Annotated in this window: 11 protein-coding genes, 1 tRNA gene and 1 pseudogene; 5 read left to right on the forward strand and 8 right to left on the reverse strand. The window is 41.3% G+C overall.

What is annotated here, in order from left to right; all coding sequences use genetic code 11:
- Positions 1-218: 218 nt before the first annotated feature.
- The 5 genes from ZA06_RS05705 to ZA06_RS05725 all read right to left on the reverse strand — a co-directional run bounded on the left by ZA06_RS05705 (position 219) and on the right by ZA06_RS05725 (position 5,292).
- Positions 219-989: an oxygenase MpaB family protein gene (locus ZA06_RS05705; RefSeq protein ID WP_053976413.1), complete on the reverse strand. Its 771-nt coding sequence runs from the start codon at positions 987-989 to the stop codon at positions 219-221.
- A 193-nt stretch (positions 990-1,182) separates the two neighbouring features.
- A complete protein-coding gene (locus ZA06_RS05710) occupies positions 1,183-1,578 on the reverse strand; it encodes a DUF1398 domain-containing protein (RefSeq protein ID WP_053976414.1) in 396 nt (131 codons plus the stop codon).
- A gap of 218 nt (positions 1,579-1,796) precedes the next feature.
- Positions 1,797-1,870, reverse strand: a tRNA-Asn gene (locus ZA06_RS05715).
- A 72-nt stretch (positions 1,871-1,942) separates the two neighbouring features.
- On the reverse strand, positions 1,943-3,283 hold the full coding sequence (gene rseP / locus ZA06_RS05720) for an RIP metalloprotease RseP (RefSeq protein ID WP_053976415.1): 1,341 nt from the start codon (positions 3,281-3,283) through the stop codon (positions 1,943-1,945).
- A gap of 71 nt (positions 3,284-3,354) precedes the next feature.
- Complete coding sequence (locus ZA06_RS05725) at positions 3,355-5,292, reverse strand: M1 family aminopeptidase (RefSeq protein WP_053976416.1); 1,938 nt, start codon at positions 5,290-5,292, stop codon at positions 3,355-3,357.
- A gap of 154 nt (positions 5,293-5,446) precedes the next feature.
- Between ZA06_RS05725 and ZA06_RS05730 the strand changes: the two genes are divergently transcribed.
- The 4 genes from ZA06_RS05730 (at position 5,447) to ZA06_RS16740 (ending at position 8,682) form a co-directional block, all read left to right on the forward strand.
- The gene (locus ZA06_RS05730; RefSeq protein ID WP_053976417.1) at positions 5,447-6,118 is read left to right on the forward strand and encodes an SCO family protein; all 672 of its coding nucleotides are present in this window, start codon (positions 5,447-5,449) and stop codon (positions 6,116-6,118) included.
- Between the two features lie 73 nt (positions 6,119-6,191).
- A complete protein-coding gene (locus tag ZA06_RS05735; RefSeq protein ID WP_053976418.1) occupies positions 6,192-6,425 on the forward strand; it encodes a FeoA family protein in 234 nt (77 codons plus the stop codon).
- Positions 6,418-8,517 carry a ferrous iron transport protein B gene (gene feoB / locus ZA06_RS05740; protein WP_053976419.1) on the forward strand — a complete coding sequence of 700 codons (2,100 nt, stop codon included), beginning with the start codon at positions 6,418-6,420 and terminating at the stop codon, positions 8,515-8,517. Before ZA06_RS05735 ends, feoB (ZA06_RS05740) begins: the two co-directional genes overlap by 8 nt.
- Before the next feature lie 30 nt (positions 8,518-8,547).
- Positions 8,548-8,682 (forward strand): FeoB-associated Cys-rich membrane protein, encoded by a 135-nt coding sequence (locus ZA06_RS16740; RefSeq protein ID WP_082331938.1) that lies wholly within the window; start codon positions 8,548-8,550, stop codon positions 8,680-8,682.
- 1 nt (position 8,683) lies between these two features.
- On the opposite strand, the pseudogene feoB (ZA06_RS16745) reads toward ZA06_RS16740, so the two are convergent.
- From feoB (ZA06_RS16745) to ZA06_RS05760, 3 genes and pseudogenes are all read right to left on the reverse strand, one after another.
- Positions 8,684-10,873: pseudogene (feoB, locus tag ZA06_RS16745) on the reverse strand (ferrous iron transport protein B).
- 2 nt (positions 10,874-10,875) lie between these two features.
- Positions 10,876-11,901, reverse strand: a complete 1,026-nt coding sequence (locus ZA06_RS05755; RefSeq protein WP_053976422.1) for a metal-dependent transcriptional regulator — start codon at positions 11,899-11,901, stop codon at positions 10,876-10,878.
- A 3-nt stretch (positions 11,902-11,904) separates the two neighbouring features.
- Entirely contained in the window at positions 11,905-12,558 is a 654-nt protein-coding gene (locus tag ZA06_RS05760) for a metal-dependent transcriptional regulator (RefSeq protein ID WP_053976423.1), read from the reverse strand.
- 94 nt (positions 12,559-12,652) lie between these two features.
- Here ZA06_RS05760 and ZA06_RS05765 point away from each other — a divergent pair, with 94 nt between their 5' ends.
- Complete coding sequence (locus ZA06_RS05765; protein WP_053977079.1) at positions 12,653-14,905, forward strand: TonB-dependent receptor; 2,253 nt, start codon at positions 12,653-12,655, stop codon at positions 14,903-14,905.
- Positions 14,906-14,909 lie beyond the last annotated feature (4 nt).

The raw sequence follows: 14,909 nt of genomic DNA on the forward strand, positions 1-14,909 counted from the left end.
CAACTAGAATCCTACAAATCCATAACACGTACAGACATTCCCTTTCAAAAGAACATCCCAAAAACCAACTGTTGCTATTTTTTTCCGAGTAATTTCAGGACATACTGTCCTCATAACCAAAATCTAACTATGAAGGCACACTACTTAATTTGCCAAAAACCTATAAAAAATGATTTTTATTAAAATCCAAAGGAATAAAACGACAAGTAAAAGGTATCTCAAGCCACCCCCGCCCAAGAATCCATAGCGCTAATTTGCGCCTTATAAGCTTTAGGGAGCAATACACTCTTGATAAGCCCATCTAGATGTAGATGTCTACTGAGTTGGTATATAGGCACTGCAGGTCTTAACCAAGCAATATCCCTGAAGCCTAATAACTGTTTCACCTGAGTAGGCACTACCAACTTTTGGGCTTCCAACAAAACTTGATATCTGAAATTGCCCAAGTGTTTGCGGTACTGCATAAACAGATCCTTAGTGTAGCTACTTTGTTGTAGATCGTTTTTTAAATGTTCTTCCCGCACGGGCAACCAAGCCTTATAATTGGGCGGCAGTTCCTTAAGCCCCATACACAGGCCTACCCTATAAAATACGTTATACACCTCTTCCTGTTCCTCGGGTGTTAAGGGCCGCTCCAACAGCTCATAGGCCGCAATAGAATAATAGATGAGCATAAACAGCACATCCCGATAGGCCCAATCTGGAATAGTATCGCCACGGCTTTGCTCCACCGCTGTGTGGATGTTCCTCATGGTATCAATAGCACGGTGTGCCTCAGGCGTTGAAGAAAACACAATGTTACGGGCATAGGCCACCGTAGAAAACAACCGCCCCAAAGGGTCCTGTGGCAACTTCCCCGTAAAGTACAGCCAATCCACCGCCTTGTTCAAGGCAAACTCAGCAGAGGCTCCCGCAAAAATAAATAGTATGGTATCGCTCTTGCCCCAGATACGCCGCACCACCGATGCTTTTGAAACGAAATAGTCCATAGCCTTGTGTTGAGACTCTAAGGTACGGAATATTGGAAAGAGAATTGGATAACAAGCAAGTCCAAAAAGTAAGAAACCCCATCTAAACAGCTCACTTAAATTCCATCAGAAGCCAAAAATTAAGAAATAGCGCCTCAGGATGCCAATGATTTCAAACACCTCAAAAGAGCTTTCAGTCTTAAACCCTGCAGCGCTATGATACTTCCGGAATCTTCTCCACCACCAATAGAGAACCTTTGGTATCAAAATAGCTAACGTTCATCTCTATCATATGGGTCGTCCACTTGTAAACTCCCGCAGCGGCCGCCTGCTCGCAAAAGGTAGGATAATCTGTTTGCCCCTGCTGATGGATCTTCAGTGCTTGTTTCAAAGCTTCTGAAGAACTTGCCTCACTCACCGGTAGCTCAGGATATTTGGAACCCGCATCAAGCGTAAACTCCTGTAACCCGTAATATATGGTACGCCCATCTGTCACAAAATTATCGTAGTGCGTCACCCCAATGGCCTTGAGGGCCTGTACAAATTGCGGAAAGTCGGCCCCACTTTTAACCTTTCCAAAGGCTTCATGAATTTGTTCTATTGTAAACATTTCAGTATCTCATTAAATATTATTAAGGAAACTTATTCTATCCCAAACAATCAGGCGCGGTTCAAATACTCCTATAAAATATTTGGGAAACGAAACAGTCTGTGAACCTTACACTAATTTAAGAAATTTGAATTGAAGAAATTTAAGAAGGGAGGAGTCTTTATAAACGAATCTAAAAACAAAAAAGCCATCATTTCTGATGGCTTTCTCTAAGCTTGCTCCCCCTCTTGGGCTCGAACCAAGGACCCTTTGATTAACAGTCAAATGCTCTAACCAACTGAGCTAAGGAGGAGTGTCATTCGCTTTGCGAGTGCAAATATAAGAGGTTTTTTTTGATTCGCGCAAACTTTTTTTAAAAAAATTTTTATTTAAATATCGCTTTAAAAAGATCGTTCCCATTCGCGAATAAAACCAGCGCTATAAGTATAAAGAAACCAACCATTTGCGCGCGCTCCAAGAATTTTTCGCTTGGCGCTCTCCCTGAAACCATTTCGTACAACAAAAACATAACATGCCCTCCATCCAAGGCTGGAATTGGTAATAAATTCAAAACACCAAGCATAATGGATAGGAATGCGGTCAAGGCCCAAAAGTCCTGCCAGCTCCAAGTATCCGGGAATACATCATAAATAGCCTTAAAGCCTCCCACTCCTTTATAGGCACCTGTTTTAGGATTGAAAATCTTTTTCAATTGCTCGCCATAGCCAGAGATTTGGTCCTTGAACTTTGTAAACCCTACACCAAAGCTCTCTCCAAAACCATATTCTTTTTTAATGATATGGTAATAACCTGCCGCTTCAATATCACTTAAATCCCCTCCTGCCAAGATTTCCATCTTACCTTCAGGACTAATTTGTAATTGCTTCTGGATGCTTTTCCCATCACGCAACACATCGGCAGTAACGGTTTGTCCTTTAAACTGACCTGCCACACTTTCTATCTGGTCATAATACTTTAATGGTACCCCATTCAATTCGGTAATGATATCCTTTGGCAATAATCCAGCTCCCTTATTAATGGAAGTATCCGGCAATTTCCCTACCACAAAAGGAAAACGCAACCCAAAGAAGCTCTTGCTTTCCCCATCGCTAAGTTTTCCTAAAAAATCCTCTGGCAAGGCCACTACTTTAGTTTGCCCATCTCTTTCAATAGTCAAAGTTTCTGCGGAAATCACTTTACGCCGTATTTCAGATACATATTGTATAGGCTCCCCATTTATAGCGACTACCTTATCTCCTGTCTCTATTCCTAAATCCGTCAAGATTGGATTGGTCACCACATAGCCGTCCTGTACACTCTTGGCATCGATATCTATATCACCAAAGGCAAAAGACAAGAACACATAGATGACATAGGCCAGTATAAAGTTCACGGTCACACCGCCCAACATGATGATCAATCGCTGCCAAGCTGGTTTGCTTCGGAATTCCCATGGCTGTGGTTCCTGTGCCATTTGCTCAGTATCCATACTTTCGTCTATCATACCAGCAATCTTTACATAACCACCCAAAGGCAGCCAGCCAATACCATAGACGGTTTCGCCTATTTTCTTTTTAAACAGTGAAAATTTTATATCGAAGAAGAGGTAGAATTTCTCTACGCGGGTCTTAAATAATTTAGCTGGGATAAAATGCCCTAACTCATGAAGTACGATAAGTAGGGATAAACTCAATAAAAATTGAGAGATCTTGATAACAAATTCCATGTATGTCTATAAAAATTTAAGGAACAAAAATAGTCTTTTAGTGCTATTTAGAAAATTCAGTAGGGGTTTCACTAGTTTTTTAACACCGATTTATTAATGATGCCTTTATTAGTCGTGAGTTTCACAAAAAACATACCAATACTATAAGGTGTCAGGTCAATGCTGGATGTTTCAGTACTCTTTAAAACCAATTGCCCTAACGGATTGTATACATCCACCTGCTCAACAACAACATTATCAGGTTTTTCAATATACAAAACCGCATTGGTTGGATTAGGATATAAACGCAATTGCGATGCCAATGCCAAATCGGCAACACCCAGGGTGACATTATCATTTTTACTGATCAAGTCCGATTCCGGATCAAACAGCACTTCGCTTACGGTAAAGTCAACCAATTCCGTAAATACTTGCCCATTACTAGTATTATCCAACACCAAATCCAAGACCTCTCCTTCTGTACCAATCAATCGGACGGGTACTGGCGCTTCAAAAAAGGACACACTAGGGTCGCTTTGAATTTGATTGACTTCTATTTCGAATGTTGTCTCAGTCGGTTGCGAACAATTTAATGTATAGGTAGGATACCCTTCATTATACACCCAGTCGTTAAAAAACTCCGTAAGGTCTTCTCCTGTGGCTGTTTCCATAATCTCAATAAAGTCTACAGTTTTGGCATAAGCATAGGCATGGTCTTCATCGGCCAAATAATTGGTCAAACCTTGATAAAAATCGGTATCTCCCACCTTTTTACGAAGCATATGCAACACCATCGCTCCTTTATTATAAGAAAGACGGCTGCTAAAAATTCGATTCACATTCAAGGTATCTGCATCCGAAAGGTATACTGCACCGTCCGGCAACGAGGTAATGGAGTTGACGCGTTGGGCCTTCCAGGTCACAAAATCGGCTGGTTCATCCATATCTTCAATCACCAAGCCCGACAAATAGGTAGCAAAGCCTTCATTCAGCCAAATATCCTTCCAACTGCCACAGGTAATCTTGTCTCCAAACCATTGGTGGGCCAACTCATGTGCTATCAAATTCCTTCCAAAACTCCCCATAAAGGAAACGGTTGTATGTTCCATACCACCACTCCAACCAAATTGGGCATGTCCATATTTTTCAATGGCAAAAGGATATTCTTCAAACAACTCTGTAAACAGCTCCATGATATCTACCGTAATCTCTGTATTCACTTGCGCCGAAGCCAAATTTTCAGGGTACACATAATTTACAATATCAAAAGGAGCGCCGTTATTTTCAACAGTATGGTTATACACTTCATAATTGGTCACGGCCATAGCCACCAAATAAGCTGGAATTGGGTAACGGTGTTTAAAGTGGGTCGTCTTGGTCTCAGTATCCAGCACTTGACTTTGTTCCACTCCATTGGCCACAGCAATATAAGCTTCATTATTGGGGTTGAATTTTGGCGTTGTAATAAACACATCCAAAGAATCGGCTTTATCATTTAAATCCTGCTTGCAGGGCCACCAGCCCTTGGCCCCATAGGGTTCAGATAGCGTCCATATAATGGGATCTCCATTATGGCTGGACTGTTCAAATGCTCCTAAACCAGTATTCTCCGGATTACCAGAATAGCTAATGGTTAATGAATCCAATACCCCTGCATTGATAGTTTCCGATAAGGTGATTACCAATTCGTCATTGGCGTCTTGGGTAAAAGTCTGCGACACCCCATTCTTCAATACCTCAGTTACAACCATATCATCCACTAAATCGAAATAAATTTGCGTCAAGGTTTCCTTGGCCTCAAAATAAGTCGTCACTTCTCCTTCTATAAACGCCACTTGGGGATCAACCGTAAATTCCAACCGATGGTATTTCAAATCGTAATTGCCCGTATTAACACTGGAAACCGACATGAGTTGGGTAAGGGCTGCCTTAGCCTCCATGGTACTAATCTCTTTCAAGGTGGCATCAAAATCTTGGGCAAAACACATGATGGAACCTAAAAAAAAGTACAAGGGTAAAAATCGTTTCATTGGCAATAAAATTTATAGCACTATAACTGATTGGACGCATAGTCTAACTCAGCGTCTTAACGGGCTAATATTGCTGTTAAAAATAGTATTTTCTTATGATTGTGTCGTATTTTTGCTCTCAAATCTTACGGTAACGCCCAAATACGACTTATTGATGTTATCCTTTTTAAAAGCCTATAAAAACTTTGGAATCGCCCTCTTGGTACTTTCCATTATCATCATTTCCATTTTTTATTCCATTCTGAAACCTAAAAAAGTACTGCCTGTATTTCAACCCGCCATGGTCAATTATGAAATGGTCGACAGTTCCATTCAGCACCAAAGGAAATACCATACAATTGCCGATTTTAGCCTGATCAACCAAAACGGGCAAACAATTACCCAAGACGACTATAAGGACAAAATTTATGTGGCGGATTTCTTTTTTACCACCTGCCAAACCATATGCCCCATCATGACAGACCATATGGCGCAAATCCAAGAAGCCACAAAAAATGACAACGACGTAATGTTGTTATCCCATTCGGTAACGCCGCAAATAGATAGTGTGGAACAGTTGAAACGCTATGCCCTTAAAAAAGGTGTAAATGATGCCAAATGGAATTTGGTTACAGGAGATAAAAAACAAATCTATGAACTGGCACGCAAAAGTTACCTTGCCGTAAAAACCGATGGCAATGGGGATGCCTACGACATGATCCATACCGAGAATTTTATGCTCATCGACAAAAAGCGTCAGATTCGTGGTTTTTATGATGGTACCAAACAGGAAGACATCCAGCGCTTGCTGGAAGACATCCAAACCCTTAAACAAGAATACCATTAGTTTTATAGGGCACAATTTTTCTACCCTGAATATTTGCCCTATTTTTGCTTCTTTAAAATAAATCTAAATAAGCTTGCAGGTTACTTTAGCACAATTAAAACGAGGACAAAGCGCCATCATCACCGATGTCTCTTCCATACACATTCCCCTAAAACTCCTTGAAATGGGATGTTTACCAGGAAATATGGTAGAACTGGTACAGGTTGCCCCTTTTTCCGACCCCTTATATCTAAATATCAACGGATCGCATTTGGCCATTAGAAAAGAAACCGCAACACACATATTAATTGAGATCACCAATGGGTAAGCAGATCAATGTCGCTTTAATAGGAAACCCCAACACCGGTAAAACCTCCGTATTCAATGCCCTTACAGGGCTTAACCAAAAGGTTGGAAACTACCCAGGAATTACCGTTGAAAAGAAAGAAGGCGTCTGCAAATTACCACGCGGTGTCAAAGCCCATATCATCGATTTACCGGGAACCTACAGTTTGAATGCCTCTTCTTTGGATGAGAATGTGGTAATTGAACTCCTGTTGAACAAAAACGACAAGGATTTTCCGGATGTCGCCGTGGTGGTAAGCGATGTGGAAAACCTAAAGCGTAACCTGCTTTTGTTCACCCAAATCAAAGACCTAGAAATCCCTACCATTTTGGTCATCAATATGGCCGATAGAATGGCTTACAAGGGCATTTCTTTGGATATCGATGTTTTGGAGAAAGAACTGAATACCAAGATTGCCCTAGTAAGCACTCGTAAAAAAACTGGGATCGATGATCTTAAAAACCTCATCACCAATTTCAGAGATTTACCCACACAACCTTGCCTGAACGCCAGGGAAATTGACCCCGATTATTTCACAAGACTTCAATCGGCATTCCCAAACCAATTGCTGTACAAACTTTGGTTGGTGATTACCCAAGATGTCAATTTTGGAAACGTTAGCAGAAAGGAAGTTGACGCGCTTGACGATTTTAAAACCAAAAGTAAAAGCGACCTTAAACGGCTTCAACAAAAGGAAACCATCAAACGCTATCAATTCATAAACAATACCCTTAAAAAAGGGCAAACCATAGACTTGGCCGCCGCCAAAGATTTACGCATCAAGCTAGACCGTATCCTTACTCACAAAGTTTGGGGCTATGTGGTGTTCTTTATGATTCTACTATTGATGTTCCAAGCCATCTACGATTGGTCCAGCATCCCAATGGACTTTATCGATGGCCTCTTCGCCTCAATGAGCGAATGGACCAAAGACCATTTACCACAGGGACAATTCACCAATTTGATTGCGGAAGGCATTATTCCGGGACTGGGTGGAATTGTCATCTTTATTCCACAAATTGCCTTTTTGTTCCTTTTTATTTCCATTTTAGAAGAAACGGGTTATATGAGCCGCGTGGTATTCCTTATGGACCGCATCATGCGCCGTTTTGGGTTAAGCGGAAAAAGTGTGGTCCCTCTTATTTCAGGAACTGCCTGCGCCATCCCTGCCGTTATGGCGACTCGCAATATTGAAAGTTGGAAAGAACGCCTGATTACCATCCTGGTAACACCCTTTACCACCTGTTCAGCAAGGCTACCGGTATACCTCATCATCATCTCTTTGGTCATTCCAAAAGGCCGCTTTTTAGGATTGGGATATCAAGCCATGACCTTAATGCTGTTATACCTGATTGGTTTTGGAGCTGCCATTGGTGCCGCCTACATTTTAAATAAGGTCCTAAAAATTAAAAACCGCTCCTTTTTTGTAGTGGAAATGCCCAATTACAAATTGCCGCTGTTTAAAAACGTAGCCCTAACGGTGATTGAAAAAACCAAGAGCTTTGTATTTGGTGCCGGTAAAATCATTCTGGCCATCTCCATCATTTTATGGTTCTTGGCCTCCTATGGTCCAGGTGACGACTTTAACAATGCTGAAGCCATCGTGACCTCCCAATATTCAAAAGAAAATTTAGATACCGAAACCCTGCAACAACATATTGCTTCTTATAAATTAGAACACAGTTTTATCGGTCTTACTGGGCGAGCCATCGAACCTTTAATACAACCTTTGGGTTATGATTGGAAGATTGGCATTGCCATTGTAAGTTCCTTTGCTGCCCGTGAAGTATTTGTAGGCACCTTGGCCACCATCTACAGTGTAGGAAGCGACGAGGAAGACACTATAAAAAACCGAATGGCTGGCGAGGTCAACCCTATTTTGGGCACGCCATTGTTCAATTTTGCCTCAGGAATTTCCCTATTACTGTTTTACGCTTTCGCTATGCAATGTATGAGTACCTTGGCCGTGGTAAAACGCGAAACGAATAGTTGGAAATGGCCCACGTTACAATTGGCAGCAATGAGTAGTTTTGCCTATATAGTAGCCCTAATCGCTTTCCAAGTACTCAAGTAAGGGAGCCACTAAAATAAAGACTAAACAACCATGAATACCATCATTCAAAACATATTAGTTGTTACCGCTTTGGTTTTGGCGGTTGCTTTCTTGGTCAAAAAATTCTTTTGGACCAAAAAGGCGTCTACTAAAAGTTGTGGCAAGGATGATTGTGGATGTCATTAACTTAAAATAGTCGCCAAACCTGAGCCACCAAAAAGGTCACTACAAATCCCATAATTAAAGGCATCAAGGTGGCCACTGCCGTCCATTTTGCACTTTTGGTTTCTCTATAAATAGTATAAATAGTCGTGCTACAAGGATTGTGCAACAAACTGAATAACATTAAATTTACGGCCGTCAATAAGGTCCAACCTCCTGCCTTTAAAATTTCCCCAGTAGCATTGGCCGAGTCCAATTCAAACATGACACCAGCCCCCTCGCCTCCAGACATTCCAGTTACCAAAACCGTTAACATTAAAACCGTAGGAATGACAATTTCATTGGCTGGAATCGCCACAATATAAGCTACCAAAATCACCCCATTCAAACCAATCAACCATCCAAAACCATCCAAGGAATTGATCATCCAATAGGCAATACTATGATCCCCAATCATAATATTGGAAATCAACCAAATTACCGCACCTGCTGGAGCCGCAAATACAATGGCTCGCCATAATACGATCAAGGTCCTATCAATTAGAGATGTATAAAGAGTTTTCCAAAATCGAGGTGGTCGGTAGGGAGGCAATTCCAAATTAAAGGTAGACACCTGCCCTTTTAAGACTGTTTTGGACAATAACCAAGAACTCGTGAACATAAAAGCCATTCCCAATACCGCAATCCCAATTACAGAAAGGACCGCTGCAGTACCCGACAAGGCTTTAGGCACCACTGCCCCAACAAAAATGGTGGCAATTAAAATCTGTGTAGGCCATCTACCATTACACAAGGAGAAGTTGTTGGTGATAATCGCAATCAATCGTTCACGTGGACTATCTATAATTCTTGTAGCTACAACTCCAGCCGCATTACAACCAAATCCCATACTCATCGTCAAGGCCTGTTTACCATGAGCCCCTGCTTTTTTAAAGAGATTATCCAAATTGAAGGCAACCCTTGGCAAATACCCAAAATCTTCCAACAACGTAAACAAGGGAAAGAAAATAGCCATAGGTGGCAGCATTACCGCAATAACCCACGCCAAAGCTAGGTAGACCCCGTCAATTAAAAAACCGCTTAGCCACCATGGGAAATGCAAACTGGCAGCCCCACTTTTCAAGGCAGGATGAATGGAATCCAATAACAATTCCGCCAATAATCCTGATGGGTAATTAGCCCCAATGATGGTCAGCCAAAGCACCACCCCCAACACCAAAAACATGATTGGAAACCCCCATTTTCTGCTGGTCACAATCCTGTCTATAGTCACATCTACAGCGTTACGCCCCTTTCTGCTATCGGTGGTCACCGTAGCCTCCACAATTTCCGAGGCATCGGCATAAATACTTTCGGTAATATGGTCGTGAAAATCACCACCCATTTTCCAACGCAAATCGTTGGAAAGTTCTATAATATCTTCTACGCTATCTTTCATCAATTATTACAATTCAAATTCGCCTTCACGTAAGGCCTCAATGATTCTTTGGTCACCGTCCAACAACCTAAAAGCAATCCAACGACTATTGGGAACATTCGGGAACCGTTGCTTGATTTGATCACTCAATTTTTTAACGGCATCATTGATATGTTTAGGGACATTGGTAATACGATGCGGCTTACAGGCAATCTTCCCTGTGGCCACTTGGGAAATCACATCAATCAATTCTGGAATGCCTTTGTTGAATCTGGCACTGGCTGCCACCACGGGAACACCCAAACGTTTGGCCAAAGCCCTTTCATTCACTTCTACATGGTTGCGTTTGGCCTCATCCATTAAGTTCAGACACAAAACCGCCTTATCCGTAATTTCAAGAATTTGCAACACCAAATTAAGGTTGCGCTCTAAACGTCCTGCATCTACAACAATCACCGTCACGTCAGGCTTCCCAAACAGAATAAAATTCCTAGCTACCTCTTCATCCTCTGAAGTAGACAATAAAGAATAGGTTCCCGGCAGATCCACCAACTTATAGGTTTTGTCATTATATCCAAAAGCGCCTTCTGCCCTCGTTACCGTTTTGCCAGGCCAATTCCCTGTATGCTGACGCAAACCTGTTAAGGCATTAAACACGGTACTCTTTCCCGTATTGGGATTCCCTGCCAAAGCCACCACATAATCGGTATTTTCGACATTAACACCCAACTTTTTCAAACCATCTGGATTGTATTGTGGACATACTTCACAAGCACTCGATACTACATTCTTTTCCATCCTTACATCTTTTTAATTAGAATTTTGGCTGCCTGATCATCCCTTAGGGCAATTGTTGTGCCCTTCACTAAATAGGCCTTTGGGTTCTGCAGTGGACTCACCAAATCTATCTGAATGGGGGTTCCTTTTACAAACCCCAAATCCAACAAACGCCTTCTGCTATCCCCCCTACATTCTTTTGAAATGCCCAAGATCTCAGCTTTTTCTCCAGTTCCTAAAGCAGATAACCTTACAGCCAATTCCTCAAGTTCTTCTTGGGTTTCCAACACTTCTATGGTTAAATTACGTGCCACTTCGGGCGCAAGGATAAACTCTTCCCCTTCCGCATAAAACAACACACGTCTATCAGTATTTTCTACCACACGGATGACAGAACCAATATGAATATTCTCTGCCAATATTTGTCGGTAATACACCTCTGGCTCATCTTCTATATGAACAATTTTACCAACGGTATCCACAGGCAAATCATTTAAATGCGCTCCATCAATATCTGCATATTCCCCAGAATGTGAAGGGATAGGATCCCCATGCGGATCGTAGATTGGATTTCCCAACTCCGTAGCCAAAACATTGGTTTCCTCATGACTCAATTGGTGCTCCATCTTTTCGGCTCTGGCATGCCATTCAGTTTTATCAAACCCTGTCTTCTCGGCCAAATATTTTTCCCAAAGACGGTGCACTCTCACAATCTTAAGGGCATAGTCCCGTCCTAAAGCAGTCAGCCTAATTTCTCCTTGACCTAGCTCTTCTACCAGACCATTTTCCTCCATGGTAGCGATGACACGTTCCAAAGTGCCATCATTGTAATGCAAACTATTAACAACCTCCTTCTTTAAAATATGCTCTCCTTGGTTTTCCAAGGTATAGAGCTGTTTTAAAACATCTTCAGTAATGACTTTATGGTTCGTTTTTACACTGTTGGCAACCAACCAAAACCAGCCTTTGGTCGGCCTAAAAAGCACATATGCCAAGACCAACACTCCTAAAAACACTAATAGATTAAATAATGGCCCGCTTACATTCATCGCCTATTTCTTTACAAATAAGTTATTGGAAACCACTTTGGAAATACTTAATGGTTTTTGATGCACTTCCAAAATCATGGACTCATCAAAAGACTCTTTGGACAGCACCTTCAATTCGGTGCCCAAGGCAATTTTATGTTTATCCAAGTATTTCAAAAATTCACTGGAAGAATCTTTTACTCCCACACACATACAAGACTCGGCCTCATCAATTTGTGACAACAACACCTTGTCTGTTTTTTGTATTTGTCCATTTTTATCGGGGATAGGATCACCATGAGGATCATGGGTTGGAAACTCCAAAAAGGCATCCAATTGATTGATCAATTTTTCGGATTTAATATGCTCCAATTGCTCCGCCACCTCATGCACCTCGTCCCAAGAAAAACTGAGATGCTCCACCAAGAACACTTCCCAAAGCCTATGCTTTCTCACTACAGAAGCTGCTATTTTATTACCAGCAGAAGTCAGCTTGGCGCCTTGGTAACGCTTGTAAATAACCAGATCCTTTTCAGCCAATTTTTTAATCATATCCGTCACCGATGAGGCTTTGGTTTGCATCTGTTCGGCAATGGCATTGGTACTGACAGAAATAGTTCCAAACTTCCCTAAATGATAAATAGCTTTTAAATAATTCTCCTCTGCAAGGCTTAACATGTTATTAATTTTTTACAAAGATAAGGATTTTGTCTATATAAATTAATTTTTAGTCTTATCTAAATTTATGTTTACCTTTGCAAAAATCAACAACATGAGACTCTCAATCATCCTTTTATATCTTCTCACTGTAACGGCAGTTGCCCAAAACACCCATAACATCAAGGGAGTGATTACTTCAAATGGAGTCCAATTACCCTTTGCCAACATCTATCTAAAAAATACTTCAAAAGGAACTACCAGCAATGACAACGGGACGTACCAATTGAACAATATCCCTTCCGGGGCCTATACAATGGTTGTTTCCTTTACCGGATATAAAACCCTACAAAGACAAATTGAATTAAAGGACAGAGACCTTCATCTTTCATTTGAATTGGAAGAAGCCGAATCATTGGACGAAATAGTCATAACCGGCACCCTAAAACCAGTTAACCGATTGGAGAGTCCTGTGCCAGTAGAAGTTTATTCCACCACTTTTCTCAAGAAAAACCCAACTCCCAACATCTTTGAAGCCTTACAAAATGTAAATGGTGTACGACCTCAACTCAATTGCAATGTTTGCAATACCGGAGATATTCACATTAATGGCCTAGAAGGCCCTTACACTTTGGTGCTTATCGACGGGATGCCTATTGTAAGTGGTTTGTCTACCGTGTATGGCCTATCCGGAATTCCAAATTCCTTGATTGAACAGGTTGAAATCATTAAAGGCCCCGCTTCATCCCTTTACGGAAGTGAAGCGGTTGGCGGACTTATCAATATTATCACCAAACATCCAAGCTCAGCCTCAACCATTGCCACCGATGGTTTTGTAACCAGTTGGGGAGAGTCTAATTTGGATTTGGGATTGAAATTAAATCTCGGCAAAAAAATATCGCTACTCACTGGAGCGAACTATTACAATTACAGTAACCCTATTGACAACAACCACGATAATTTTACCGATGTCACTTTGCAAGATCGGATTTCCGTTTTTCAAAAATGGCATTTTAAACGCAATAGCAATAAACAATTGTCTATTGCAGGACGTTTTTTTTATGAAGACCGTTGGGGCGGTGAAATGCAATGGAATAAAAGTTACCGAGGAGGTAATGAAGTCTACGGAGAAAGCATCTATACCACGCGTTTTGAACTTTTAGGAAATTATCAATTGCCAACCACCGAATTGCTCAACCTACAGTTTTCCTATGCCGATCACGATCAAAATTCAGTGTATGGAAACTCGCCCTACCTTGCGCAGCAACGCATAGGTTTCTCCCAATTGGTTTGGGACAAACCGCTCAACAAGCATAACTTATTATTTGGTGTAGCGGCCCGTTATAATTTTTACAACGACAACACGCCCGCCACCATTACAGCAGACGAAGTGTTGATTCCTTCTGTATTTGCCCAAGATGAAATTCAAATTACCACAAAACAAAAACTATTGTTGGGCCTACGCTACGATTATGACCATCGACACGGCTCCATTCTTACGCCTAGATTAGCCTACAAATTCAATCCTACAGACACTGATATCCTTCGCTTAAATGCAGGCACAGGCTTTAGGGTAGTCAACTTATTTACTGAGGAACACGCAGCCCTTACGGGATCTCGAGATGTTATTATTGAAGAAACGCTCAAACCCGAACGCTCCTTCAATATCAATTTGAATTATCTCAAAAAACTCTACACCAATAACGGTATGATGTTCAACTTCGACACCTCTATTTGGTACACTTATTTTACCAATGCCATTATACCAGATTACGACAGTAATCCCAATCAGATCATTTATAAAAACCTAGACGGCTATGCCACTTCAAAAGGAATTAGCATAAATATAGATGCCACTTTCGGCAGTGGCTTAAAAGCGCTTTTAGGAGCCACCTTTCAAGATGTTTCCCAACAGCGAGACGGTCAAAAAATCGAACAAATCCTATCCGAAAAATTCTCAGGCACCTGGGCACTTACCTACAAAAATCACCCAACCAATCTCAGTTTGGATTATACCGGAAACCTCTATGGCCCCATGCGGCTTCCATTATTGGGAGACCTGGACCCGAGAAGTACATATTCTCCAGTATGGAGCATTCAAAATATTCAACTTACCTATGACGGGTTGACTAATTTTGAATTTTACACTGGTATTAAAAACCTTCTCAATTGGACCCCAAACAAAGGCAATCCGTTTATTGTCGCTAGAGCCCATGATCCGTTTGATGAAAACGTAGCATTTGATAATGACGGGAATGTTGTCCCAACTGCAGACAACCCATATGCTTTAACTTTTGATCCCTCCTATGTCTTTGCACCTAATCAAGGCAGACGTTTCTTTTTAGGCATTAGATTTAATGTGAAATAAAACC

The organism is Mangrovimonas xylaniphaga (assembly GCF_001280435.1).
Taxonomy (GTDB): domain Bacteria; phylum Bacteroidota; class Bacteroidia; order Flavobacteriales; family Flavobacteriaceae; genus Mangrovimonas_A; species Mangrovimonas_A xylaniphaga.